34 protein-coding genes are annotated in these 25412 nt (G+C 34.0%); all 34 read left to right on the top strand.

Features of this window, described 5'->3' with window-relative positions; genetic code table 11:
- The first annotated feature begins 4 nt into the window (after positions 1-4).
- The 34 genes from rplW (at position 5) to BM024_RS01970 (ending at position 24172) form a co-directional block, all read left to right on the top strand.
- Positions 5-295, top strand: a complete 291-nt coding sequence (gene rplW / locus BM024_RS02135) for a 50S ribosomal protein L23 (RefSeq protein WP_090677818.1) — start codon at positions 5-7, stop codon at positions 293-295.
- Positions 296-301: 6 nt separating this feature from the next.
- On the top strand, positions 302-1126 hold the full coding sequence (gene rplB, locus BM024_RS02130; RefSeq protein WP_090677817.1) for a 50S ribosomal protein L2: 825 nt from the start codon (positions 302-304) through the stop codon (positions 1124-1126).
- Between the two features lie 10 nt (positions 1127-1136).
- Positions 1137-1415, top strand: a complete 279-nt coding sequence (rpsS, locus tag BM024_RS02125) for a 30S ribosomal protein S19 (RefSeq protein WP_090677816.1) — start codon at positions 1137-1139, stop codon at positions 1413-1415.
- Between the two features lie 9 nt (positions 1416-1424).
- Positions 1425-1835 carry a 50S ribosomal protein L22 gene (rplV, locus tag BM024_RS02120; protein ID WP_090677815.1) on the top strand — a complete coding sequence of 137 codons (411 nt, stop codon included), beginning with the start codon at positions 1425-1427 and terminating at the stop codon, positions 1833-1835.
- An 8-nt stretch (positions 1836-1843) separates the two neighbouring features.
- A complete protein-coding gene (gene rpsC / locus BM024_RS02115; RefSeq protein ID WP_090677814.1) occupies positions 1844-2569 on the top strand; it encodes a 30S ribosomal protein S3 in 726 nt (241 codons plus the stop codon).
- Between the two features lie 18 nt (positions 2570-2587).
- Positions 2588-3007 carry a 50S ribosomal protein L16 gene (rplP, locus tag BM024_RS02110; protein WP_090677813.1) on the top strand — a complete coding sequence of 140 codons (420 nt, stop codon included), beginning with the start codon at positions 2588-2590 and terminating at the stop codon, positions 3005-3007.
- A gap of 12 nt (positions 3008-3019) precedes the next feature.
- A complete protein-coding gene (gene rpmC, locus BM024_RS02105) occupies positions 3020-3211 on the top strand; it encodes a 50S ribosomal protein L29 (protein WP_090677812.1) in 192 nt (63 codons plus the stop codon).
- Between the two features lie 17 nt (positions 3212-3228).
- On the top strand, positions 3229-3486 hold the full coding sequence (rpsQ, locus tag BM024_RS02100; protein WP_090677811.1) for a 30S ribosomal protein S17: 258 nt from the start codon (positions 3229-3231) through the stop codon (positions 3484-3486).
- Positions 3487-3488: 2 nt separating this feature from the next.
- Positions 3489-3857, top strand: a complete 369-nt coding sequence (gene rplN, locus BM024_RS02095; RefSeq protein WP_090677810.1) for a 50S ribosomal protein L14 — start codon at positions 3489-3491, stop codon at positions 3855-3857.
- 11 nt (positions 3858-3868) lie between these two features.
- Positions 3869-4183 carry a 50S ribosomal protein L24 gene (gene rplX, locus BM024_RS02090; RefSeq protein ID WP_090677809.1) on the top strand — a complete coding sequence of 105 codons (315 nt, stop codon included), beginning with the start codon at positions 3869-3871 and terminating at the stop codon, positions 4181-4183.
- A gap of 2 nt (positions 4184-4185) precedes the next feature.
- Positions 4186-4737, top strand: coding sequence for a 50S ribosomal protein L5 (rplE, locus tag BM024_RS02085; protein ID WP_090677808.1), 552 nt, complete (start codon positions 4186-4188; stop codon positions 4735-4737).
- A 2-nt stretch (positions 4738-4739) separates the two neighbouring features.
- On the top strand, positions 4740-5009 hold the full coding sequence (gene rpsN / locus BM024_RS02080) for a 30S ribosomal protein S14 (protein ID WP_090677807.1): 270 nt from the start codon (positions 4740-4742) through the stop codon (positions 5007-5009).
- 21 nt (positions 5010-5030) lie between these two features.
- Positions 5031-5429, top strand: a complete 399-nt coding sequence (rpsH, locus tag BM024_RS02075) for a 30S ribosomal protein S8 (protein WP_090677806.1) — start codon at positions 5031-5033, stop codon at positions 5427-5429.
- 18 nt (positions 5430-5447) lie between these two features.
- A complete protein-coding gene (gene rplF / locus BM024_RS02070) occupies positions 5448-5990 on the top strand; it encodes a 50S ribosomal protein L6 (RefSeq protein ID WP_090677805.1) in 543 nt (180 codons plus the stop codon).
- Positions 5991-6001: 11 nt separating this feature from the next.
- Positions 6002-6352: a 50S ribosomal protein L18 gene (gene rplR, locus BM024_RS02065; RefSeq protein ID WP_090677804.1), complete on the top strand. Its 351-nt coding sequence runs from the start codon at positions 6002-6004 to the stop codon at positions 6350-6352.
- A 6-nt stretch (positions 6353-6358) separates the two neighbouring features.
- The gene (rpsE, locus tag BM024_RS02060; protein ID WP_090677803.1) at positions 6359-6883 is read left to right on the top strand and encodes a 30S ribosomal protein S5; all 525 of its coding nucleotides are present in this window, start codon (positions 6359-6361) and stop codon (positions 6881-6883) included.
- 11 nt (positions 6884-6894) lie between these two features.
- Positions 6895-7077, top strand: a complete 183-nt coding sequence (rpmD, locus tag BM024_RS02055) for a 50S ribosomal protein L30 (protein WP_090677802.1) — start codon at positions 6895-6897, stop codon at positions 7075-7077.
- A gap of 11 nt (positions 7078-7088) precedes the next feature.
- A complete protein-coding gene (rplO, locus tag BM024_RS02050; protein WP_090677801.1) occupies positions 7089-7541 on the top strand; it encodes a 50S ribosomal protein L15 in 453 nt (150 codons plus the stop codon).
- Between the two features lie 15 nt (positions 7542-7556).
- A complete protein-coding gene (gene secY / locus BM024_RS02045) occupies positions 7557-8903 on the top strand; it encodes a preprotein translocase subunit SecY (protein WP_090677800.1) in 1347 nt (448 codons plus the stop codon).
- 5 nt (positions 8904-8908) lie between these two features.
- Complete coding sequence (gene infA / locus BM024_RS02040; RefSeq protein ID WP_090677799.1) at positions 8909-9124, top strand: translation initiation factor IF-1; 216 nt, start codon at positions 8909-8911, stop codon at positions 9122-9124.
- A gap of 10 nt (positions 9125-9134) precedes the next feature.
- Positions 9135-9251, top strand: a complete 117-nt coding sequence (gene rpmJ / locus BM024_RS02035) for a 50S ribosomal protein L36 (protein ID WP_090677798.1) — start codon at positions 9135-9137, stop codon at positions 9249-9251.
- Positions 9252-9253: 2 nt separating this feature from the next.
- The gene (gene rpsM, locus BM024_RS02030) at positions 9254-9628 is read left to right on the top strand and encodes a 30S ribosomal protein S13 (RefSeq protein WP_090677797.1); all 375 of its coding nucleotides are present in this window, start codon (positions 9254-9256) and stop codon (positions 9626-9628) included.
- 11 nt (positions 9629-9639) lie between these two features.
- Positions 9640-10023, top strand: a complete 384-nt coding sequence (rpsK, locus tag BM024_RS02025; protein WP_090677796.1) for a 30S ribosomal protein S11 — start codon at positions 9640-9642, stop codon at positions 10021-10023.
- 90 nt (positions 10024-10113) lie between these two features.
- Positions 10114-10719 carry a 30S ribosomal protein S4 gene (gene rpsD / locus BM024_RS02020; protein ID WP_090677795.1) on the top strand — a complete coding sequence of 202 codons (606 nt, stop codon included), beginning with the start codon at positions 10114-10116 and terminating at the stop codon, positions 10717-10719.
- 25 nt (positions 10720-10744) lie between these two features.
- Positions 10745-11737, top strand: a complete 993-nt coding sequence (locus tag BM024_RS02015) for a DNA-directed RNA polymerase subunit alpha (protein ID WP_090677794.1) — start codon at positions 10745-10747, stop codon at positions 11735-11737.
- 33 nt (positions 11738-11770) lie between these two features.
- Positions 11771-12259, top strand: coding sequence for a 50S ribosomal protein L17 (gene rplQ, locus BM024_RS02010; RefSeq protein WP_090677793.1), 489 nt, complete (start codon positions 11771-11773; stop codon positions 12257-12259).
- 123 nt (positions 12260-12382) lie between these two features.
- On the top strand, positions 12383-13498 hold the full coding sequence (carA, locus tag BM024_RS02005; protein ID WP_090677792.1) for a glutamine-hydrolyzing carbamoyl-phosphate synthase small subunit: 1116 nt from the start codon (positions 12383-12385) through the stop codon (positions 13496-13498).
- Positions 13499-13685: 187 nt separating this feature from the next.
- Entirely contained in the window at positions 13686-14978 is a 1293-nt protein-coding gene (gene eno, locus BM024_RS02000; protein ID WP_090677791.1) for a phosphopyruvate hydratase, read from the top strand.
- A 308-nt stretch (positions 14979-15286) separates the two neighbouring features.
- Positions 15287-16570 carry a citrate synthase gene (locus BM024_RS01995; RefSeq protein ID WP_090677790.1) on the top strand — a complete coding sequence of 428 codons (1284 nt, stop codon included), beginning with the start codon at positions 15287-15289 and terminating at the stop codon, positions 16568-16570.
- A gap of 107 nt (positions 16571-16677) precedes the next feature.
- A complete protein-coding gene (locus tag BM024_RS01990) occupies positions 16678-17592 on the top strand; it encodes a dimethylarginine dimethylaminohydrolase family protein (protein ID WP_090678082.1) in 915 nt (304 codons plus the stop codon).
- 13 nt (positions 17593-17605) lie between these two features.
- Positions 17606-18544: a citrulline utilization hydrolase CtlX gene (ctlX, locus tag BM024_RS01985; protein WP_090678081.1), complete on the top strand. Its 939-nt coding sequence runs from the start codon at positions 17606-17608 to the stop codon at positions 18542-18544.
- A 136-nt stretch (positions 18545-18680) separates the two neighbouring features.
- Positions 18681-20807: a TonB-dependent receptor plug domain-containing protein gene (locus BM024_RS01980; protein ID WP_090677789.1), complete on the top strand. Its 2127-nt coding sequence runs from the start codon at positions 18681-18683 to the stop codon at positions 20805-20807.
- Between the two features lie 4 nt (positions 20808-20811).
- Complete coding sequence (locus tag BM024_RS01975) at positions 20812-22230, top strand: HmuY family protein (RefSeq protein WP_090677788.1); 1419 nt, start codon at positions 20812-20814, stop codon at positions 22228-22230.
- 304 nt (positions 22231-22534) lie between these two features.
- Complete coding sequence (locus tag BM024_RS01970) at positions 22535-24172, top strand: S41 family peptidase (protein WP_090677787.1); 1638 nt, start codon at positions 22535-22537, stop codon at positions 24170-24172.
- Positions 24173-25412: the final 1240 nt, after the last annotated feature.

Below are 25412 nucleotides of genomic sequence, written 5' to 3'. Positions count from 1 at the left end.
GAATATGAGTATTATAATTAAGCCTATAATTACCGAAAAAATAACTAAAGACGGAGAAATTTTCAACCGTTTTGGTTTCGTGGTAGATAGAAGAGCGAACAAAATTCAGATCAAAGGAGCTGTAGAAGCGACTTATGGAGTGAGTGTTGTTAACGTTTGTACTATGAATTACCCTGCTAAAAGATCGGTTAAGTTCACTAAAGGTGGAATGATAAACGGTAAAACTAATGCTTATAAGAAAGCAATAGTTGAAGTAAAAGAAGGAGAGACAATAGACTTTTATTCAAATATCTAATAAATAATGTCAGTTAGAAAATTAAAACCTATTACCCCAGGTCAGCGTTTTAGAGTTGTGAATAGTTTTGACGCTATTACAACTGATAAGCCGGAGCGTAGTTTACTTGCACCGCAAAAAAAATCTGGAGGTAGAAATAGTCAAGGAAAAATGACCATGCGCTATACTGGTGGTGGTCATAAACAAAGATACCGTATCATTGATTTCAAAAGAACAAAAGTGGGAGTTCCTGCTGCAGTGAAATCAATTGAGTATGATCCAAATCGTACTGCATTCATCGCTTTGTTGGCGTATGTGGATGGTGCGAAAACATATGTGATTGCTCAAAGCGGTATGAAAGTTGGGCAAACAGTAGTTTCTGGCCCAAATGCAATGCCTGAAGTTGGTAATGCAATGCCTTTAAGTAAAATTCCTTTGGGAACTGTGATTTCATGTATTGAATTACGTCCTGGACAAGGGGCTGTGATTGCTCGTTCTGCTGGAACTTTTGCTCAATTGGTTGCTAGAGATGGTAAATATGCTACTATCAAGATGCCTTCTGGAGAGATTCGTTTGATTCTTTTGGAGTGTATGGCAACTATTGGAGCTGTTTCTAATCATGATCATCAGTTGATCGTATCTGGTAAAGCAGGTAGATCTAGATGGTTAGGTAGAAGACCTAGAACAAGAGCTGTAGCTATGAACCCGGTAGATCATCCAATGGGAGGTGGTGAAGGTCGTTCTTCTGGAGGACACCCACGCTCAAGAAATGGTATACCTGCAAAAGGATACAGAACTCGTTCTAAAGTTAAGTCGAGTAACAAGTATATCGTAGAACGTAGAAAGAAATAAAAAGTAAGACATGGCACGTTCATTAAAAAAAGGACCTTTTGTTCACTATAAATTAGAGAAAAAAGTTCAACAAAATATTGAAGGCGGAAACAAAGGTGTGGTTAAGACTTGGTCTAGAGCATCTATGATTACTCCTGACTTTGTTGGGCAAACTATCGCAGTGCATAATGGTCGCCAATTTGTTCCTGTTTACGTAACAGAGAATATGGTAGGACATAAATTAGGGGAATTTTCACCAACTAGATCTTTTAGAGGTCATGCTGGTGCAAAGAATAAAGGTAAAAAATAATAAGAAGCTATGGGAGTTCGTAAAAGAGAGAGAGCCGAGCAAATTAAAGAAGCTAACAAGCAAGTTGCTTTTGCTAAGCTGAATAATTGCCCTACTTCGCCTAGAAAGATGCGCTTAGTTGCTGATCTTGTTAGAGGACAAAAAGTAGAAAAAGCTCTAAATATATTAAGATTCAGTTCAAAAGAAGCTTCACGTAAATTAGAGAAGTTACTTTTGTCTGCTATTGCAAACTGGCAAGCAAAGAACAGTGAAGCCGATTTAGAGGCAGCTGAGTTGGTTGTTAAGGAAATCAGAGTGGATGGTGGTATGATGTTAAAAAGACTTCGTCCAGCTCCACAAGGAAGAGCACACAGAATTAGAAAGCGTTCTAATCACGTTACAGTCGTGTTAGGATCAAATAATAACACACAAAGCAATTAATAAACAGTATGGGACAAAAAACTAATCCAATCGGGAATCGCCTTGGTATTATTAGAGGATGGGACTCAAACTGGTATGGTGGAAATGATTACGGTGATAAAATCGCTGAAGATCACAAAATCAGAAAGTATATCCATGCTCGTTTATCAAAAGCTAGTGTATCAAAAGTAATCATTGAGAGAACTTTAAAACTTGTAACCGTTACTATCACTACTGCTAGACCTGGTATTATTATCGGAAAAGGTGGTCAAGAGGTAGACAAGTTGAAAGAGGAATTGAAAAAGATTACTGATAAGGAGGTTCAAATCAATATTTTTGAAATTAAAAGACCTGAGCTTGACGCTTTCCTAGTGGCTGCTAGTATTGCTCGTCAAATCGAAAACAGGATTTCTTACCGTCGCGCAATCCGTATGGCTATTGGAGCAGCGATGAGAATGAATGCGGAGGGAATCAAAGTTATGATTTCTGGTCGTTTGAATGGTGCTGAAATGGCTCGTTCAGAGAATTTCAAAGATGGTAGAATTCCTTTGTCTACTTTTAGAGCGGATATTGATTATGCACTTGCGGAAGCTCATACTACTTATGGTAGAATGGGAATCAAAGTGTGGATCATGAAGGGTGAGGTTTACGGTAAGAGAGATCTTTCTCCGTTAGCTGGTATGGATAAAAAACAATCCAAATCATCAGGATCAGGAAAGCCGGCAAGACCTAACCAACAACGCAAAAGAAAGTAATTTTTAAAGTAAAGAAAAATGTTACAGCCTAAAAGAACAAAATACCGTAAGGTACAAAAAGGTCAAATGAAAGGGATTTCCCAAAGAGGGCATGAACTTTCTAATGGAATGTTTGGAATTAAATCTTTAGATTCGTCGTTCATTACTTCTCGTCAAATTGAAGCTGCACGTATTGCAGCTACTCGTTTTATGAAACGTGAGGGACAGTTATGGATTAAAATATTTCCAGATAAACCTATTACAAAGAAGCCTCTCGAAGTGCGTATGGGTAAGGGTAAAGGTGCAGTTGAATACTGGGTTGCAGTTGTTAAGCCAGGAAGAATTATGTTTGAAGTAGGTGGTGTTCCACTTTCTGTTGCAAAAGAAGCTTTGCGTCTTGCTGCACAAAAACTTCCTGTTAAAACTAAGTTTATCGTTGCTAGAGATTTCGAAGCATAATCAAAAATTATCATGAAACAAACAGAAATAGTAAAACTATCTGTAGCTGAGTTACAAGAGCAACTTGTTCAACTTACAAGTGCATATAATGACCTAACATCAGCTCATGCAATCTCTCCAATAGAGAATCCACTTCAAATTAGAGGTGCAAGAAGAACTATTGCAAGAGTTAAAACTGAGTTGAGTAAAAGAGAGTTACAATAATTGTATTCTGCTGAAAGATGGAAAAAAGAAATTTAAGAAAAGAAAGAGTTGGTGTTGTTACAAGTAATAAAATGGAGAAATCCATCGTTGTTGCTGAAACAAAAAGAGTAAAACACCCACTATACGGTAAGTTCGTGAAGCAAACTAAGAAATATGTTGCTCATGACGAAACAAACGACTGTAACATTGGAGATACTGTTAGAATTATGGAGACACGTCCATTATCTAAAAGTAAATGTTGGAGATTAGTTGAAATTATTGAAAGAGCGAAATAATTATGGTACAACAAGAATCAAGACTTAAAGTAGCAGATAACACGGGGGCAAAAGAAGTTTTGACTATCCGTGTACTTGGGGGAACGAAACGTCGTTATGCCTCAGTTGGAGATAAAATTGTAGTTACGATTAAGGAATCAGCTCCTAACTCAAGTGTTAAAAAAGGGGCTGTTTCAACTGCAGTTGTTATACGTACCAAAAAAGAAGTGAGAAGAGCCGACGGTTCTTACATCAGATTTGACGACAACGCATGTGTGTTGTTGAATGCTGCTGGGGAAATGAGAGGTACTCGTGTTTTTGGTCCAGTTGCAAGAGAACTTCGTGAAAAACAATTCATGAAAATTGTATCATTAGCACCTGAGGTGTTGTAATTCGTTCAAAGATGATAAAGCTAAAGATAAAATCAGGAGATACAGTAAAAGTTATTGCTGGAGACCACAAAGGGGTTGATGGTAAAGTTTTACGTGTATTACGTGAGAAAAACAAAGCTATTGTTGAAGGGGTGAATATTGTTTCAAAACACGTTAAGCCTAGTGCTAACAACCCTCAAGGTGGAATTGTTAAGAAAGAAGCGCCTATCCATATATCAAACATTGCTTTGATTGACCCTAAATCAAAAGAGGCTACAAAAGTTTCTTACAAAGTTGAGGACGGGAAAAAGGTTAGGGTTTCTAAAAAATCAAATCAAGTATTATAGTTATGGCTTATTTACCAAGACTTAAAGAAGAATATAGAAGTAGAGTTATCTCTGCTCTTACAGAAGAATTCGGGTACAAGAATATTATGCAAGTTCCTAAACTTGAAAAGATTGTTGTAAGCCGTGGAGTTGGAGCTGCTGTATCTGATAAAAAATTAGTTGACTACGCTGTAGAAGAACTAACAAAAATTACTGGACAAAAAGCAGTTGCTACTATATCTAAGAAAGACGTTGCTTCTTTTAAATTAAGAAAAGGAATGCCAATTGGTGCAAAAGTAACGTTACGTGGTGAAAAAATGTATGAATTTTTAGACCGTTTGGTTACTTCAGCATTGCCACGAGTTAGAGACTTTTCAGGTATCAAATCTGATGGTTTCGATGGAAGAGGAAATTATAACTTAGGAGTAACTGAGCAAATTATTTTCCCTGAAATCAACATCGATAAAGTAAACAAAATCGCTGGTTTTGACATTACCTTCGTTACATCTGCAGAAACAGATAAAGAGGCTAAGTCATTGCTTGCTGAATTAGGGTTACCTTTTAAAAAGAATTAAGTATGGCTAAAGAATCAATGAAAGCCCGTGAGGTTAAGAGACAAGCGTTAGTTGCTAAGTATGCTGATAAGAGAAAAGCTCTAATCGAAGCTGGTGATTATGAAGGTTTGCAAAAATTACCTAAAAATGCTTCTCCAGTACGTTTGCACAACAGATGCAAATTAACAGGAAGACCAAGAGGGTATATGCGTCAATTCGGTCTATCGCGTGTTACTTTCCGTGAGATGGCTAACCAAGGATTGATACCTGGAGTTAAAAAGGCAAGTTGGTAATTAAGATTAAAGGGAAAAAAAATGTATACAGATCCAATAGCAGATTTTCTTACTAGAGTTAGAAATGCAGTGCGTGCTAACCACAAAGTGGTAGAAATCCCTGCTTCTAAGTTTAAAAAAGAAATCACGAAAATATTATTCGATCAAGGATATATCTTAAGTTATAAATTTGATGATTCTACTGTTCAAGGTAGCATCAAAATAGCTTTGAAATATGATAAAGACACAAAGGAGTCAGTTATCAGAGATATCCAAAGAATTAGTAAACCAGGTTTGCGTAAATATGCTTCATCGGCAGATCTTCCTAGGATCTTAAATGGTTTAGGGATCGCTATTATTTCAACATCACAAGGATTGATGACTGGAAAAAAAGCGAAACAACTGAATATAGGTGGTGAAGTAGTTTGTTACGTATACTAATTAAAAAGAGACTTAGAAATGTCAAGAATAGGTAAAAGTCCAATAACAATCCCTGCTGATGTAACAGTTACTGTTAACGAAGGAGTGGTTGTTGTAAAAGGAAAATTAGGCGAGCTTACTCAAATAGTCCAAGACGTTACTGTTAAAGTAGAAGAGGGACAGGTAATAGTAGAGCGTGAGTCAGATGCAAAAGATCTAAGAAGTAAGCATGGTTTATACAGAAGCTTAATCAACAATATGATTGTTGGAGTTTCAGAAGGGTTTACTTTAACTTTGGAGTTAGTTGGTGTGGGTTACCGTGCTTCTAACCAAGGGCAAAAATTAGATTTAGCTTTAGGTTTTTCACATAATATTCTTATTGATGTTGCTCCTGAAGTAATGGTTGAAACCATATCTGAGAAAGGTAAGAATCCATTAGTAAAATTAACCTCTGCAGATAAGCAGCTTGTAGGACAAGTTGCAGCTAAAATTCGTTCATTCCGCAAGCCAGAACCTTACAAAGGTAAAGGGATTAAATTTGTAGGTGAAGAATTGAGAAGAAAAGCAGGTAAATCAGCTTAAAATTTAAGACTATGTCATTAACAAAATCTGAAAGAAGACAACGTATAAAGTTCAGAGTCAGAAAGATTGTAAGCGGAACTGCTGCTAGACCAAGACTTTCTGTATTCAGAAGTAATAAAGAAATCTATGCACAAATCATAGATGATGTGAACGGAGTAACTCTAACAGCTGCATCTTCAAGAGAAGCTGGTATAACAAGAGGTACCAATATTGAAACTGCTGCATCGGTTGGAAAACTAATTGCAGAGAAGGCTTTGAAGGCTGGGATTGAAACTGTATCTTTTGATAGAAATGGTTACTTATATCACGGACGTGTTAAATCATTAGCAGAAGGTGCTAGAGAAGCTGGATTAAAATTCTAATTAGTTATGTATCAAAATTATAAAAACGTAGAATTTGTGAAACCAAGTGGTCTTGATTTAAAAGACCGTTTGGTTAGTGTAAATCGTGTTACTAAAGTTACTAAAGGAGGAAGAGCATTTGGTTTTTCTGCTGTAGTAGTAGTAGGTGACGAGAACGGTGTAGTGGGTCATGGTTTAGGTAAATCTAAGGATGTTTCTGAATCTATTGCAAAAGCTGTAGAGGATGCTAAGAAAAACTTGATTAGAGTTCCTTTGAATGGGCATACAATTCCGCATGAACAAAAAGGAAAATTCAGTGGTGCACGTGTATTTTTAATGCCTGCATCTTTGGGTACCGGTGTAATTGCTGGTGGTTCTGTGAGAGCTGTAGTAGAGTCTGTTGGAATTAGTGACGTTTTGTCAAAATCACAAGGTTCTTCGAACCCTCACAATGTGGTTAAAGCTACTTTCGATGCTTTGTTACGTTTAAGAAGTGCTTCTACAGTTGCAAAACAAAGAGGGATTTCTTTAGAAAAAGTATTTAAAGGTTAATTTTGAGTATTATGTCAAAAATTAAAGTAAAACAAGTAAGAAGCCAAATTAACTGTCCTCTTCCACAGAAGAGAACGTTAGAGGCTTTAGGACTTCGCAAATTAGGTCAGGTAGTTGAGCATGATGCTACAGGAGCTATTTTGGGAATGGTAAATAAAGTGCAACACTTAGTTTCTGTAGAAGAAATTAAATAATTTTGTAAAGTATGAATTTAAGTAATTTACAACCAGCAAGCGGTTCAGTACACCACCAAAGCAAAAGAGTTGGTCGTGGTGAAGGTTCTGGAAAAGGAGGAACTTCTACAAGAGGACACAAGGGAGCTAAATCGAGATCTGGATATTCTAGGAAACTAGGGTTTGAAGGTGGGCAGATGCCTCTTCAAAGACGTGTTCCTAAGTATGGTTTTAAAAACATTAACAGAATAGAGTATGAAGTTGTCAACTTGGAGAAGTTACAAATACTAGTAGATACTGGTGTTGTTACTGATACAATTGACTTTGCTCAGTTTGTTGATTTAGGATTAGCTTCTAAGAATAGTGTGGTTAAGGTTTTAGGTCGTGGAGAAATTAAGGCTAAATTAAAAGTATCTGCTCACAAATTTTCAGCATCAGCTAAAGAAGCTATAGAAGCTGCTGGAGGTGAAGTTGTAATCCTATAAATCTTAACGAGCAAGATGAAAAAGTTTTTTGAAACACTAGCCAATATTTGGAAAATTGAAGAATTAAAGAATAAAGTTTTAATTACTTTAGGGTTGTTAGTTGTGTACCGTTTCGGTACACAAGTAACGCTTCCAGGTATTGATGCGACGAAATTACAAGCTTTAACAGATCAAACGGACCAAGGAATTGGTTGGTTGATTAACGTATTTACAGGTGGTGCATTTGCACAAGCATCTGTATTTGCATTAGGTATCATGCCTTATATTTCTGCTTCTATCGTAGTTCAGTTAATGGGAATTGCGGTTCCGTATTTGCAAAAGCTACAAAGCGATGGAGAAAGCGGTAGAAAGAAAATGAATCAAATTACTCGATGGTTAACTATCGGGATAACCTTGTTACAGGGGCCAAGTTATATTTATAACTTATATGTACAGCTTCCTCCTGATGCGTTTTTGTTAGGTTTCAGTTCTTTCTCATTCTTGTTTTCTTCAGTAATTATATTAGTTACCGGAACAATTTTTGCAATGTGGTTAGGTGAAAAGATCACTGATAAAGGTATTGGAAACGGAATTTCATTGTTAATTATGGTTGGTATTATTGCGAGACTACCTATGTCTTTCATTCAAGAATTCCAATCTAGAACAACTGATAACAATGGAGGAGTAATGTTAATGGTTATCGAAGTAATTATTTGGTTGTTAATCATTGTTGCTTGTATATTTTTAACACTAGCAATACGAAGAATTCCAGTTCAATATGCAAGAAGAAGTGCTTCAGGGACCTACGATCAATCCATGTTAGGTGGAAATCGACAATGGATTCCATTGAAGTTAAATGCTTCTGGAGTAATGCCGATTATTTTCGCTCAAGCGATTATGTTTGTGCCTGCTGCAGTAGCTGGATTATCTACATCTGATACTGCTCAATCGATCAGTTCAACATTTCACAATGTATTCGGATGGCAGTATAATTTACTTTTTGCTTTGTTAATCGTAATTTTTACGTACTTTTACACCGCAATTACAGTACCTACCAATAAGATGGCAGATGATTTGAAGCGTAGTGGAGGTTTTATTCCTGGGATTCGTCCTGGAAGTGACACTTCTGAATACTTGGATAAGATAATGTCATTGATCACTTTTCCTGGGTCTTTGTTTCTTGCATTGATTGCTGTGTTCCCAGCTATCGTTGTGAGTTTATTAGGCGTTCAGCAAGGTTGGGCAATGTTCTATGGCGGAACATCCCTATTGATTATGGTGAGTGTTGCAATCGATACAATCCAACAAGTAAATGCATATTTGTTGAATAAACAATACGACAGTATGATGACAAGTGGTAAAAATAGAAAAGCATTAGCTTAGTTTTTATGGCAAAACAATCAGCAATAGAGCAAGACGGAGCAATTATTGAAGCATTATCAAATGCTATGTTTCGTGTAGAATTAGAAAATGGACATATCGTGATTGCTCATATTTCAGGTAAAATGCGTATGCATTACATTAAGTTGTTACCTGGGGACCGAGTTAAATTGGAAATGAGCCCTTATGATTTGACCAAAGCAAGAATTACTTATAGATACTAAAGCTATTAAAATGAAAGTAAGAGCATCAGTTAAAAAAAGAAGTGCCGAGTGCATTATAGTACGTAGAAAAGGAATACTTTACGTTGTTAATAAAAAGAATCCTAGATTTAAACAAAGACAAGGATAATTATGGCAAGAATCGCAGGGGTAGACATACCTAAACACAAAAGAGGAGTTATTGCTTTGACTTATATCTTCGGAGTAGGTGCAAGCAGAGCTAAAGCAGTGCTTGAGAAAGCTAATGTTAGCGAAGATAAAAAAGTTCAAGACTGGAATGATGAGGAAATTGGAGCTATTCGTGAAGCTGTTTCTTTCTATAAGATAGAAGGAGAATTGCGTTCTGAAGTTTCATTAAACATTAAACGTTTAATGGATATCGGATGCTACAGAGGAATCCGTCATAGATCAGGTCTTCCATTAAGAGGTCAAAGAACTAAGAACAACTCTAGAACTAGAAAAGGTAAAAGAAAAACTGTTGCTAACAAGAAAAAAGCAACTAAATAATTAGTTATAATATGGCTAAAGCGAATACAAAAAAACGTAAAGTACTTGTTGAATCAACAGGTGAAGCTCATATTAGCGCGACGTTTAACAATATTATTATTTCTCTTACGAATAAGAAAGGTGAAGTAATTTCTTGGTCATCTGCTGGTAAAATGGGTTTTAGAGGTTCTAAAAAGAACACTCCATATGCTGCGCAAATGGCTGCTGAAGATTGTAGTAAAGTTGCAATTGAGGCAGGTCTTAAAAAAGTAAAAGTTTACGTTAAAGGACCTGGTAATGGTAGAGAATCTGCTATTAGATCACTTCATAACGGAGGGATTGAAGTAACAGAAATTATTGACATTACTCCAATGCCGCATAATGGGTGTCGTCCTCCAAAACGAAGAAGAGTTTAATTATAATATAGTATAACATAAGGTAGGAATAGATTATCGGAGGAAAGAGACCTGAATTCATAATCCCTACCTTTTTAATTTTTTTAGAAAATGGCAAGATATACTGGTCCACAAACTAAAATTGCTCGTAAATTTGGCGAAGCAATTTTCGGAGAAGATAAATCTTTTGAAAAAAGAAATTATCCTCCAGGTCAACATGGTTTAGCAAAAAGAAGAGGTAAAAAATCTGAGTATGCTATTCAGTTGATGGAAAAACAAAAAGCTAAATATACTTACGGTATTTTAGAAAAACAATTCAGAAACATATACAAAAAAGCAGCTGCAGCTCGTGGAGTTACAGGTGAGGTTTTGATTCAACTTTGTGAAGCAAGATTGGATAATGTTGTGTACAGAATGGGTATTGCTCCATCAAGAAGAGCAGCTCGTCAGATAGTTTCTCACAGACATATTACTGTTAATGGGGAATTAGTAAATATACCTTCATACCAATTAAAAGCAGGTGATAAAGTTGCTGTTCGTGAAAAATCAAAATCTCTAGAAGTTATTGTGAATTCGTTATCTAATTCTAGTGCTGTTTATGAATGGATCACTTGGAATGGAGAAACTATGGAAGGTAATTTTGTTGCTATTCCACAAAGACTTCAAGTTCCAGAGAACATCAAAGAACAGTTAATCGTAGAGTTGTATAACAAATAATAATTGACATTCAGTCGAAACAAATATGGCAATATTTAATTTTCAAAAGCCCGATAAAGTTATCATGATTGATTCGACCGATTTTAAGGGTAAATTCGAATTTAGACCTTTAGAACCGGGATATGGATTGACAATAGGTAATGCATTAAGAAGAGTACTTCTGTCTTCGTTAGAAGGTTTTGCAATTACATCAGTTCGTATCGAAGGTGTTGATCATGAGTTTTCTACTATTTCTGGTGTTGTTGAGGATGTTACGGAAATTATCCTTAATCTTAAACAAGTTCGTTTTAAACGCCAAATAGAAGATTTAGAAAATGAAACTGTTTCAATTAATTTTTCTGGTAAGGAACAATTAACAGCAGGAGATTTTCAAAAATCTATTTCTGGTTTCCAAGTTCTTAATCCTGATTTAGTTGTATGTAATTTAGATAGTGGAGTTACTATCAATATGGACATTACTATTGAAAAAGGAAGAGGATATGTACCAGCAGAGGAGAATAGAAAACCTAATGCACCTATAGGAACTATCTTTACAGATTCGATTTATACTCCTGTGAAGAACGTTAAATATGCTATTGAAAACTTTCGTGTAGAGCAGAAAACTGACTACGAGAAGTTGGTTTTTGATATCGTAACTGACGGGTCAATTCATCCAAAAGACGCACTTACTGAGGCAGCAAAAACTTTGATACATCATTTTATGCTGTTCTCTGACGAGAGAATTACTTTAGAGGCCGATGAAATAGCTCAAACTGAAACATATGATGAGGAATCTCTACATATGAGACAGCTTCTTAAAACAAAATTGGTTGATTTAGACCTTTCTGTTAGAGCTTTGAATTGTTTGAAAGCGGCTGAAGTAGATTCATTGGGAGATTTAGTTTCTTACAACAAAAATGATTTAATGAAGTTTAGAAATTTCGGTAAAAAATCGCTTTCTGAATTAGAAGAACTTGTTGCGGGAAAAGGATTAAATTTCGGTATGGATCTTTCAAAATATAAATTAGATAAAGAATAATCTAGGCTTTTAAAGTCTAAATTCTAGAAAGTAATGAGACACGGAAAAAAATTCAATCACTTAAGCAGAAAATCGGCTCATAGACATTCTATGTTGTCGAATATGGCTTGTTCATTGATCGAGCATAAGCGCATCAATACTACAGTTGCTAAAGCTAAGGCTTTAAAACAATATATCGAGCCACTAATTACTAAATCAAAAACTGATGACACTCACAATCGTCGTGTTGTTTTTTCATATTTGAGAAGTAAAGAGGCAGTTACAGAACTTTTCAGAGAAGTTGCTCAGAAAGTTGGTGATCGTCCAGGAGGATATACTCGTATCATTAAGTTAGGAAACCGTTTAGGGGATAACGCTGATATGGCGATGATTGAGCTTGTAGATTTTAATGAAATTTACAACCCTAATCAAAAAGAAGTTAAAAAAGCTACTACTCGTAGAGGTAGGAGTAAAAAAGCGGATGCGGCTACTACGGAAGTAGAAGCTACTGAAACAACTTCTGAAACTGAGAACAATGCTTAATTTTTACAAATTTAAATTTGTAAAACATTAATATTTTATAAAGGACATTCTTTAAAGAGTGTCCTTTTTTTATGCTTTTTAATTACTTATTTGTTTACTTTTGCAGGTACAATACTACATATAATGGAATATAAGAATAGAGATAAGGCGGTACTAGTTCTAAATGATGGTGCTGTTTTTTATGGAAAGTCAATTGGTATTAAAGGGACTACATTTGGTGAAATCTGTTTTAATACTGGTATGACGGGATATCAAGAAGTTTTTACGGATCCTTCTTATTTTGGTCAAATAATGTTAGCTACTAATCCACATATTGGGAATTACGGTGTTAATGAAGAAGAGGTTGATTCTGATGGAATAAAAATAGCTGGTTTGGTTTGTCGTAATTTTAGTTTTACGCATTCTCGACCAAATTCAACTTCTAATCTGCTAACTTATTTTGAGAAAGCCAACATTGTTGCTATTTCTGATGTTGATACTCGCGCATTGACAGGGTATATTAGGGACAATGGAGCTATGAATGCTGTTATTTCTACTGATGGTACTCCTGTAGCTGAATTGAAAGCGCGGTTGAAGGATGTTCCTTCTATGGAGGGATTGGAATTAGCTTCTAAAGTTTCTACTAAAGAACCTTATTTCTTTGGTAATGCCAATGCGAAGTATAAAATATCAGCATTAGATTTGGGAATTAAAACTAATATTTTGAGATGTTTTGATGAGCGTGATTGTTATGTAAAAGTGTTTCCTTACGATAGTTCATTTAAAGATTTAATGTCTTTTGAGCCTGATGGTATCTTCTTGTCGAATGGTCCTGGGGATCCTGATCCATTGAAAGAGGTTAAAGGTGTGGTTTCTGAAGTCGTTGATTCTGGATTGCCAGTATTTGGTATCTGTTTGGGGCATCAGCTTATTGCTATGTCTCAAGGTGTTTCAACATATAAAATGTTTACTGGTCATAGAGGATCTAATCATCCTGTGTTGAATGTTGCGACAAATAGAGGTGAAATAACTTCTCAAAATCATGGTTTTGCTGTGAATAAAGAAGAGGTGGAGAATCATAATAGATTGGAAATTTCACATTTACATTTAAATGATGGTACGGTTGCTGGTATTCGTATGAAGGATAAAGATGTTTTCTCTGTTCAATATCATCCTGAATCTAGTCCTGGTCCACATGATTCTAGGTATTTATTCGATGAGTTTGTGGTGAATATGGAAAAATATAAATCTAAGAACTAATTAGGTTGTTTTGATTAGATCATATTGATATATAGTTAAAAGAGATTTAGGTTTTACCTAAGTCTCTTTTTTATTTATTTGGCTGTCGTGATTTTATGTTTTAATTTCCTTAAAAGCGATTTTTAAATGTTATTAAATTTGGTAAATTTGCAATATTCAAAAATTTAACAATACACTAAATAATATCATGAGTACAATTGTAAAAATTCATGCACGTCAGATTCTAGATTCTAGAGGTAATCCTACTGTGGAGGTTGATGTAATTACGGAAAACGGATATATTGGTCGTGCAGCAGTTCCCTCTGGTGCTTCTACTGGAGAGCATGAAGCAGTAGAGCTTCGTGATGGAGGAAAGGCTTTTATGGGTAAAGGAGTCTTAAAAGCAGTAGAGAATGTAAATACTATAATTGCTGAGCATGTCGTAGGTATGAATGTGTTTGAGCAAAATGCAATTGACCAAATAATGATAGAGGTTGATGGGACAGCTAATAAAGCAAAGTTAGGTGCTAATGCTATATTGGGTGTTTCTCTAGCTGTTGCTAGGGCTGCTGCAAGTGAGTTGAATTTACCGTTATATAGGTATATTGGAGGAGTTTCTGCTAATACTTTACCTGTTCCAATGATGAATATAATAAATGGAGGTTCGCATTCTGACGCTCCTATTGCATTTCAGGAATTCATGATTATGCCTGTTAAGGCTAAGAACTTCACAGAAGCAATGCAAATGGGAACTGAGATCTTTCATAATTTGAAAAAGGTTTTACATGAAAGAGGGTTAAGTACTGCAGTGGGAGATGAGGGAGGTTTTGCTCCTTCTTTGGAGGGTACAGAAGATGCTTTGGATTCTATAAAAACGGCTGTTGAGAACGCAGGTTATACTTTTGGTGATGAAATTTTAATAGCTTTAGATTGTGCTGCTTCTGAGTTTTATGTAAACGGAAAATATGATTATACCAAATTTGAAGGGGCAGAGGGTAAAATTAGAACATCTGAAGAGCAAGCTGATTATTTAGCTGAATTGGCTTCTAAGTATCCTATTATTTCGATTGAAGATGGAATGTATGAGGATGATTGGGATGGATGGAAGTATTTAACAGATAAAATAGGAGATAAGGTTCAGTTAGTTGGTGATGATTTATTTGTTACTAATGTGGAAAGATTAAAAAGAGGAGTTCAGGAAAAGATAGGTAATTCTATTTTAATAAAGGTTAATCAAATTGGTACGTTAACGGAGACTATTGCGGCAGTTAATATGGCACATAATGCTGGATTTACTTCTGTGATGTCTCATAGATCTGGTGAAACAGAAGATAGTACGATAGCTGATTTAGCTGTGGCATTAAATTGTGGTCAGATTAAAACGGGATCTGCTTCAAGATCTGATAGAATGGCCAAGTATAATCAATTGTTAAGAATTGAAGAGGAGCTTGGTGATGTTGCTTACTATCCTCAAAATAAAGCGTTTAAAGTTGGTAAGTAATTCCTAGTTATAGATAAGTTAAAAGCTCGACAATTCTGTTGAGCTTTTTTAGTTAAAAAGCGTAATTTATTTCAATAATTTCGATTAAAGTTCGTAAATTAACCCCTTCATAGAGGTCTGAGATGTAGTGTTCAGTATTAATGACTAAAGTTTTTTTAGATTAATATAATGATCTGAAAATATGCTTTTAGGTTACGGTTTTTTAACTTGTACACAGTTATAATAATTACTATATTTCCTTTATAAATAATAAGTGATTTATTAAATTCGCAAACAACAAAATTATATAAAACAAAATCATCATATATATGTCTAAAACAGCTTACATAGAGTTAGATGGTCAGAAGCATGAGTTTCCAGTGTTAATTGGGACAGAAAATGAAGTTGCCATTGATATTTTGAAATTACGTGCCTTAACTGGTGCTATAACCTTAGATCCAGGTTATAAAAATTCGGGTTCATGCCAAAGTGCTATCACATTCCTTGACGGTGAGCAAGGAATATTAAGATATAGAGGATATTCGATAGAGCAATTGGCTGAGCATTCAAATTTTTTAGAAGTCGCTTATCTAATTATTTTTGGAGAATTACCATCAAATGATCAAATCGTAAAATTCGAGAATGACATTCGAAAATACTCAATTGTAAACGAAGAGATGAAAGGAATCATTGATGGATTTCCTAAAACGGCCCATCCAATGGGAGTTTTGTCTTCTTTGACGAGCGCGTTAACTGCTTTTAATCCAAAAGTCGTAGATGCCGAGTGTGAAAAGGATATGTATGAAGCGGTATGTAAAACTATGGCTAAATTTTTAGTGATAGCAACGTGGACTTACAGAAAAGCAAAAGGATTGCCTTTAAATTACTATGATAATACACAACCGTATGTAGATAGCTTCATGAGAATGATGTTTACTTTACCTACTGAACCATATGATTTAGATCCGGTTGTTCGTAATGCTATTGATAAGTTGTTTATTTTACATGCTGATCATGAACAAAATTGTTCAACTTCAACAGTTCGAATGGTTGGTTCGTCTCATGCTGGGTTGTTTGCTTCAATTTCTGCTGGAGTGTCAGCACTTTGGGGCCCTTTACATGGTGGAGCGAATCAAGCAGTATTAGAAATGCTTGAGGAGATTCAGAAAGATGGTGGTGATGTAACTAAGTTTATTGAGAAAGCTAAAGATAAAAATGATCCCTTCCGTCTTATGGGATTCGGACACAGAGTTTATAAAAACTTTGATCCGCGAGCTCGTATTATTAAGAAAGCAGCAAATGAAGTATTGTCTAAATTAGGTGTTGATGACCCAGTATTGGCAATAGCAAAAGAACTAGAGGCTAAAGCTCTTGAAGATAAATATTTTGTTGATAGACATTTATACCCGAATGTTGATTTCTATTCTGGAATTATTTATCGTGCATTAGGTATACCTACTGAAATGTTTACAGTAATGTTTGCTATTGGACGTTTACCAGGTTGGATAGCACAATGGAAGGAGATGAGAATTAATAAAGAACCAATTGGAAGACCACGTCAACTTTATGTTGGGGCTCCTTTAAGGGAGTTTGTTCCAATGGAGAAGAGATAATAGAATATAAAAAAAGGTCGCTTGTAAAGCGACCTTTTTTTATGCTTATCTGTTACGTATCTGGGTTATAATAAGGGTTTTTGCTATATTTGTGGAAATTCAAGATGATGTTAAAACTAAACGTAAACGATGAGACTTCACGGTTGCGGGCTGTGGTCTTAGGAACTGCCCAAAGTAACGGACCGACACCTACAATTGAAGAAGCCTATGATCCTAAATCATTGGAGCATATAATTGCGGGAACTTATCCGTTAGAAATTGATATGGTCGCTGAAATGGAGGGATTTCATAATGTTTTTAAGAAATATAATGTTGAAGTCTTTAGGCCAGAAGTAATTAAAGATTATAATCAGATTTTCACGAGAGATATTGGATTTGTAATTGATGACAAATTTGTTAAAGCAAATATTCTGCCAGATCGCGATCGTGAGTTACCTGCTATAGATTATGTCTTACAGCAAATTAATCCTCACAATATTATTTCAGCTCCTGTAAATGTTCATATTGAAGGAGGTGATGTGATGTTGTGGAATGATCATGTTTTTATAGGAACATATAAAGGAAGCGATTATAAGGATTATATAACTGCGAGAACAAATATGGAGGGGGTTGAGTTTATTAAAGAAATGTTTCCTAATAAAATAGTAAAAGAATTTGATTTGGTTAAATCTAAAATTGAGCCTAGGGATAATGCCTTGCATTTAGATTGTTGTTTTCAACCTGTAGGATCTAGTAAGGGGATTATTTATAAAAGTGGTTTTAGAGAGGAATCAGATTATATGTACTTGGTAAAGCTATTTGGTAAGGAAAATTTATTTCATATAGAACGTGAGGAGATGTATAATATGAATTCTAACATCTTTTCAATAGATACTAATGTAGTTGTTTCTGAAAGAAGTTTCAAGAGACTTAATAACTGGCTTAGGAGTAATGATTTTGTTGTTGAAGAAATTTCTTATAAAGAAATTGCTAAACAGGAAGGATTATTACGTTGTTCAACATTACCATTAATACGCGATTAAATAAAAGATGAAAATGAATCAGACTACGAATACAATTTTGATGATACGTCCAGTAGCTTTTAGAATGAATGAGCAAACGGCAGTGAATAATTATTACCAGAAGATTTTAGAGAATACGACTCCTGAAACAGTGAATGAGAAAGCGCAAACCGAGTTCGATGTTTTCGTTGAAAAATTGCGAGGTGTTGGAGTAAACGTTATAGTTGTAGAAGATACACTTGAACCAGATACTCCCGATAGTATTTTTCCGAATAATTGGATTTCATTTCATGAATCTGGAGATGTAGTTTTGTATCCGATGTTTGCTGAAAACAGAAGATTGGAACGAAGAGAGGATATTTTAGATATTTTGGAAGATGAAGGGTTTGTAGTTAATGATATAATGGACTATACTTCTGCTGAAGAGGATGATATATTTTTGGAAGGAACTGGGAATTTGCTTTTAGATAGAGCAAATGGCAAAGCTTATTGCGCTCTTTCTCCAAGGGCTGAAGAGGAGTTGGTTATTGAGTTTTGTGAAGATTTTGAAATGGATCCGATAATATTTGAGGCATTTCACACTGTTAATGGGGAGAGAAAACATATCTATCATACTAATGTTATGATGTGTTTGGGAGAAACATTTGCCGTTATTTGTATTGATTCTATAGATGATAAGCAAGAGGCTAAATTGGTACTGAAACATCTTAAAGAGTCTGGTAAAGAGATTGTATTAATTACTGAAGAACAAGTGAATAATTTTGCTGGTAATATGCTTCAAGTTCGTGGTGAAGACAATGAAAAATATTTAGTAATGAGTACTGCAGCCTATAAATCTCTTACTGCTGATCAGATAAACACATTAGAAAAACACTCAAAAATTCTTTTTAGTAGTTTGGATACGATAGAAGCATGTGGAGGAGGGAGCGCTAGGTGTATGATGGCTGAAGTATTTTTACCAAGAGAAATATAAAGAAAAAGATAAAAGCGAAGTTAAAACCCGACTTCGCTTTTTTATTTAAAATTATTGTTATTTAAAACAATTTTAAATAACAATAATTTATATATTTGCAATCGAGAATGAGTCTAAATAAATTAGTAAGCGAATAATGAGAAGAAAGACAACAATTGCTCTTGGTTTTTGTACTTTAATAACGGGTCTATTACGGGCTCAGGTTCAAGATTCAATTGCGTCTTCACCAGATAAGTTAGAGGAAATAGTAATTTCTGGACAATTTAATCCACAGTCTATCGATAAATCTATCCATAATGTTAGAGTTATTAATAGGGATCAAATTGAAAGCCAAGGAGGTAGTAATTTAGCCGATGTTTTAAATCAGGTTTTAAATATCAATATTACTCCAAATGCCTCAACAGGTAAATCTGGGGCAAAAATATTCGGATTAGATGCTCAATACTTTACTGTATTAGTTGATAATGTCCCTATAATTAATGATGAAGGGTTTGGGAACAATACGGATTTAACTCAAATAAATTTAGAAGACATTTCTAGAATTGAAATTGTTGAAGGAGCCATGGGGGTTGATTATGGTGCTAATGCAGTTTCTGGGATTATCAATATAATTACTAAGAAGAGTAGTGATTATAAATGGGAGATATCTCCATATATTCAAGAAGAGACTGTTGGGAGTGAGTATGACTTTAGTAATAAAGGAAAGCACATACAGTCGTTGAAGGTTGGTCATAAGTTCAACGACAATATTTATGCGAGCGTAAGCTTTATGCACAATGACTTTAAAGGTTTTTGGGATGACAGAAAAGGGAAAGATTATTTTGGTGAAGAAGATTTAAGAGGTCATAGTTGGTTGCCTAAGAACCAAAATAGTCTTAAAGGCTTATTGAATTATTATAATTATCATTATAGAGTTTATTATAAGTTCGAGCATTTTAATGAACGTATTAAAGATTATAATAAAGATGTTGAAAGGAACTCTAATCCAATTTTCGGTGATAGTAACCCATATGCAAATGATAAAATAGTTACGAGTAATCGTTATTTCCACATGTTAAACGCTTCTGGTAGATTAAAGGAGCTATTAGATTTTGATGTTACATTTTCATATCAAAAGCAGGATCGTGATGTGAATTCCTATAATTATTATATTAAATATGATGAGAAGACAAATCAGAAGCATTATACGACTCTAAGTCAAGACGGATTTTATTCTCGAGGAACTTTTAGTAATTTTATCAACAACGATGTTTTTGATTTTCAGGTTGGGTATCAAATAAGTGATATAAACGGTTTTTCTTCAATGGAGGGAAATTTAGTTACTAGTGAACCTATTTCTAGAAGGTTAGGGAGTTATGATGCTTATATCTCGTCAGAAATTAAATTAACTCCTCGATTAATGTTGAGACCAGGTTATAGAATAATGACATCCAATGTTGTCAATGCTCATCATGCTTATACGTTTATGGCGAAGTATGTATTTCCAAAAGGATATGAATTACGTGCTACCTTTGGTATGGCTCCTCGACTACCAAATTACGAGGAACTTTACACTTATTTTGTTGATGTCAATCATGACCTACAAGGTAATCCGAATTTAAAACCTGAGAAAGGGAAAACAGTATTTGTCAATTTAAAAAAGATTTTTACTATTGATGAAGATTTTGAGATTGAAAATAATTTTACTGCAAGATGGATGGATGTTTCAAATAAAATAGAATTGATAGAGATTAGTCGTTCTCCAAAGAGATTCGGATATGAGAATGTCGATAGATATAGAAATTTAGGACTTACATATTTGAGTCAGATAACTTGGGATAATCTGAATGTTGGATTGGGGTTTACTTATGCTGCTTATTCTACAGAGATGTTTAAAGCGCCTAAAGAAACAGATGCTTTTTTCTTTACTCCTCAATTTAATGCAAGTGTTAGTTATAAATTGAAAAAAGCGAAAACAAATTTTTCTTTGTTCTATAAATATACAGGTGCTGAATATAGGTATTTATTAATTGATGATATTAAAGGGCAGTATTATATAAAAGGAAAATCTGAAGCTTATTCATGGCTTGATTTTACAATTCGTCAACCATTTATGGATAATAAGCTTAACTTAACACTTGGGGTAAGAAACTTGTTTAATATTAAAGAATTGGAATCTTCAGTAGATCAGCCTGGTGTTCATGATACAGGAGGGGCAAGTGGAATGCTATTGTCCTATGGAACAAGTGCTTTTTTTAAAGTACAATACAATTTTAATTTTTAGTTAGATGAAAAAGGTACATTATATAGGTTTTGTTATTTTGATGTCTATACTTTGGATAAGTTGTGAGAAAGATTCAAAGTCAGGGAACGAGTATCAAAAATATTTCGTTGCTGCTTTTGCTGAAGAATCAGCTAGTTATTCTCAGATATCAGATGATTATAAAATCGAAATATTATATTCTGAAATTGCTTTGGCTGATGGAACGCTAACTGTAAAGATTAATGAAAGAAATGCTAAAGAAGGTATAGATTATACAACTATTCCTGAGATAGTTAATCAAGAAATTAAACTTCCAATTATAAAGGGTAGTAAAGGAACTGAAATTTTATTTAAAAATTTAATATACCCTTTTGACCGAGACGATAAAACAGTTCAGTTTGAAATCACATCTATTGATTATCTTGACTTCAGTTCGATACAAGGATACAGTGTCATGATGGTTAGTTTTGATGCTTCGTTAGGTGGAGTAATAGCTCCTAATATTGGTGGAGCAAGAGAACAAAATCAAGTTTATGTTGAACTAAGTTCAAAAAACACTACTGAAATTCAAAGAGATGATTGGGATTTAGCATTTTATTCTGGAGATGATAATAGAGTGAAGTTAAATGGTTCTATATATATGGCGGTAGCTGAGTTGAATTTTACGAATATTGATTTGGTTGAAAAATCAGACGTTTCGAATTTAGAAAAGGATGTTGCAATAGGAACCTTTGATCCAATAAATGTAAAATATATTGACCATCCATCTGGAGAATTAGCTCAAACTGCAATTGCAGAAGTTAGTGAAAATGATGTGGAAAATAAAGTGTATTTAGTAAATCTTGGTTTTGATATTCCAGTGGAAGAACCGTTTGTTGGGAGTGTAAATGTTTCTGGGAAATCTAGAGGATGGAAGAAAATCAGAGTACTTAAGAGAGATAATGATTATTTACTTCAATATGCAGATGTGAATGCTAGTACTCATAAAGAGGTTTTAATTACTAAGAATAATGCATATAACTTTCAGTTTTTCAGTTTTAATACGGAAGAGGTATTGAAAATAGAACCTGCGAAAAGTAAATGGGATTTGAATTTTACGGTATTTACGAATATAAATGATGCAGGATCATATGGTTATTCTGATTTTATAAGCAATAATAGATATGGTGGCGTAAAGGCTTATTTGATAGATAGTAATCAAAATAAGAATAAGTCGTATGATCAATTTGGTATTAAAGACATAAATGAATCTTTATTTGAATTTGATTTGAGAACGATTGGTAGTTCGTGGAGAGAGGTCGCTGATGGTAAAAAATTATTTAATAATGTTTATTACGTTATTAAAGACGCTAAAGGGAATTACTATAAGATGCGTATGTTGACATTTTTAAATGAAAAAGGAGAACGTGGATATCCAAAGTTCGAATATAAATTAATTAAATAGCTAGAGTTTTTAGAGAGATTGTCAAGTTTGATTTATAATGCATAAAAGCCTCGGTATATACCGAGGCTTTTTTTGCTTGAATTTGTTTTTATGTTCGTTAATATTGATATTCAATATTTCTAATGTTTGGTTGCTAAGATGATTTAATTCAGGTATAACGGTAGTGAACAAACTACTGCAAGATACTTGAGTAGATTTAAGGTTAAAATTGATTAATCATAATACTAATTGAAATAAATTCCTCAAATTGTCGTTTTTTTTAAAGATAGTTTTACTAAAATTCTAATAAATACAATCGAAACAGATGAAATCTAAATTTTTATTAATATTTCTATTTATAACTAATTTTTCATGGTCTCAAATTGCTGAACAACAGAAGATTGAGACATGGGTTAAAGTATGGGGTTTTCTAAAATATAATCACCCTCGTGTGGCTGCTGGTGTAACAGATTGGGATGGAGTTTTTGTTTCCCATCTACAAGTTCTGGATGGATTAAGAACAGAAGAAGAAATTAATAAGGCTTACTTAGAACTCTTAAATAGTTTAGGAACTGTAAAGTTGTGCGATGCTTGTAAAACTATAGTAACGCAAGAAACCTCTAATAATATTAATTATGAGGAATTATGGAAAGGTACCGAACTGAGTCCTTTAATTTTGAAAAGGCTTGATTTTATTAGAACCAATAGAAGTTTGGATAAGAATTACTATGTACAGTTTTATAAAGACACTCAGTTGCCATTATTTAAAAATGAGCGTGTAGTTTCTTTCGATCCATTACCAAATAAAGAGCGAAGATTATTAGCTTTAGCGCGATTTTGGAACGTTATAAACTATTTTTATCCTTATAAAAGTTTGATGACGGATAAATGGGATGTTGTTTTACCTCAGATGATACCTTTGTTTATTTCTTCTACAACAGATTTTGGATATCAATATGCCATTATTTTAATGACTAGGTTTTTAGAAGATAGCAATGCTTTTGTTGCTTCTGAGCTACTAAAGAAAAGAATCGGAGATTATAGACCTTCTTTTTCAATTGTTAAAATAGAAGATAAATGGATGGTAGATAGAATGGAGATAGATAGTTTGTCTAGTGTTTCTAGGGTTTTATCTGGTGATGAAATATTAGCTATTGATGGTAAGAAAATAGATGAACTTGTTGAGGATAAAGAAGGGGTGATTTCATCATCGAATGAAAGAACTAAAAACAATTCTTTAGCAACAACATTGTTAAATGGAAGTTCTGGTAATATGGAAGTAACAGTGCTTAGAAATATTGATACATTATCATTTGTGACACCTAGATATTTAGTTACTGAGTTTTTTCCCGATAGTGATTATAATGAGAATTTACCTTGGAAAATTTTGGATAGTTCTGTTGGGTATATAGATGTTGGACGTTTCTTGAAAAGAGATCAAGTACCTATGCAAAGAGATTTCAAGAATTTAAATAATCTTATAATTGACTTGCGTTCTTACGAAGTTCCTTCAGGAAATAATTTAGCGGATTATTTAGTATTGAAAAATAAGGTTTTTGCACAAATGATAGAGCCTAATTCAAAAGCTGTAGGAAGTTTTATTGAAAGAAAGAAGATGCATGAGAATAAGAATGCAAAGAACTCTTTTACTGGTAATATCTATGTTCTAGTTAATGAAAAAACTCGAGGGCAAGGTGAGTTTTTGGCGCTATTATTAAAAGGTAGCGACAGGGTTAAATTGATAGGAACCTCCACAGCAGGAGCTTTTGGATTAATTACAAAATTACAGTTGCCTGGAAAGGTTGAAGTGTTTTTTACTGGAATAGGTGTTTCAACTGCGGATAGATTAAATATTCAAAAAGTGGGTGTGGAACCTGATATAGAAATTTATAGAAATCAAACTGATATCCTTAAAGGAAGAGATACCCTTTTAGAAGAAACACTTTTATTGATTAAGCAATAATTTGATTAGGATGTAAAATCATTGAATTAGTAGATTTTAGACATTTTTTATATCGGACTAGTTAAGCGTGGAATTATTGAAGCGGAAAATATTAGGGTAAGGTTTGGTTTAGAAGGAGCGAATTTAAAATTGATGACTGAATTTCAAAATATGGTTTATTTAGGAAGTTCTGCAACAACTATTTTATTAGGGCAAATAGCTCAAGTAACTACGACAATTTAAGGTGGTTCTGGTGATATTATGTTCCTAATTACTCACCATTATTATTAACTGTGCAATTTTGGACATTTAAAACTCTTTATTATTATCGAGTTGATTTAGTGGATTCGGTCGTGCTTCAGGGGAGGGGTGTTAAATAGCTTGGTATTATGTAAAAGTGATATAGTAGCAGTGAGTGATTTTTATGAATTAATAAAGAGGTTGTAATCTTATTTTGATAGCAGAGATGTAATTGCTAAAGTAAGATTCTTTTTTAAGGCAGGACTAGATATTCCTATTTGGGTTATGTATATATAGTGCTTTTTTAACATCTAATTTTATATTTCTTTTAGGAGTCACGTTGCATCCAAATTACTCCATGTTGTAGTAGTAGTTTATTAAAAAATTTCAAACCTTTTAAATGTCTAGAAAAACTATATTTTGTGGTTTATGTAAGTGTATTAGTTGGTGATATAAATGTGGAAACTGACTTTTGTTAATCAGTATTTTGTATATAGGCAAAAACTTTAGAAAGTTATAACTGGATAAAAACCATCTTCGAAAAGAAGGAGTATTGTCGATTTTGGAGTTTTAGTTTAGTGTGTTTAAAATGAAAAGGGGATAAGACAGGTTGCTGTGCATTAAAAGAAAGATTCAAAATTATTAATTTGTAATCATGAGATTACTTGTTTTATTAAGCTGACGTTTCAATTCTTCAAAAACACACTCTTGTAGCTAGCCCTCTGCTTAATAGTCAGAGTTTTTCCGTAAGCTGTGAAGCATACAGAAAACCTCTACCTATATATAAGGGAGTGATTTTCTTAAACTTACTACCGAAGAAGCACCTCAAAGGTTCTTTTGAAGCTACAACATGATTTTTCATCAAACATAAAACCTCATTAATACACGAAATCACCCAATTTTTTCCTTAGCCATAAAAAAGAAGACCACCGGAAAACCATGCCCTATGTGCCTTTGTACATAAAAAACCGGACAACGCGCTGATAAAACGCTGAACACAAAAAAAGAAACAAAAAATAAA

This window comes from Myroides guanonis (genome assembly GCF_900114085.1).
GTDB classification, from domain to species: Bacteria; Bacteroidota; Bacteroidia; order Flavobacteriales; family Flavobacteriaceae; genus Flavobacterium; species Flavobacterium guanonis.
The sequence above is the reverse complement of the archived record's forward strand: the minus strand, read 5'-3'. Positions and strand labels throughout refer to the sequence as shown.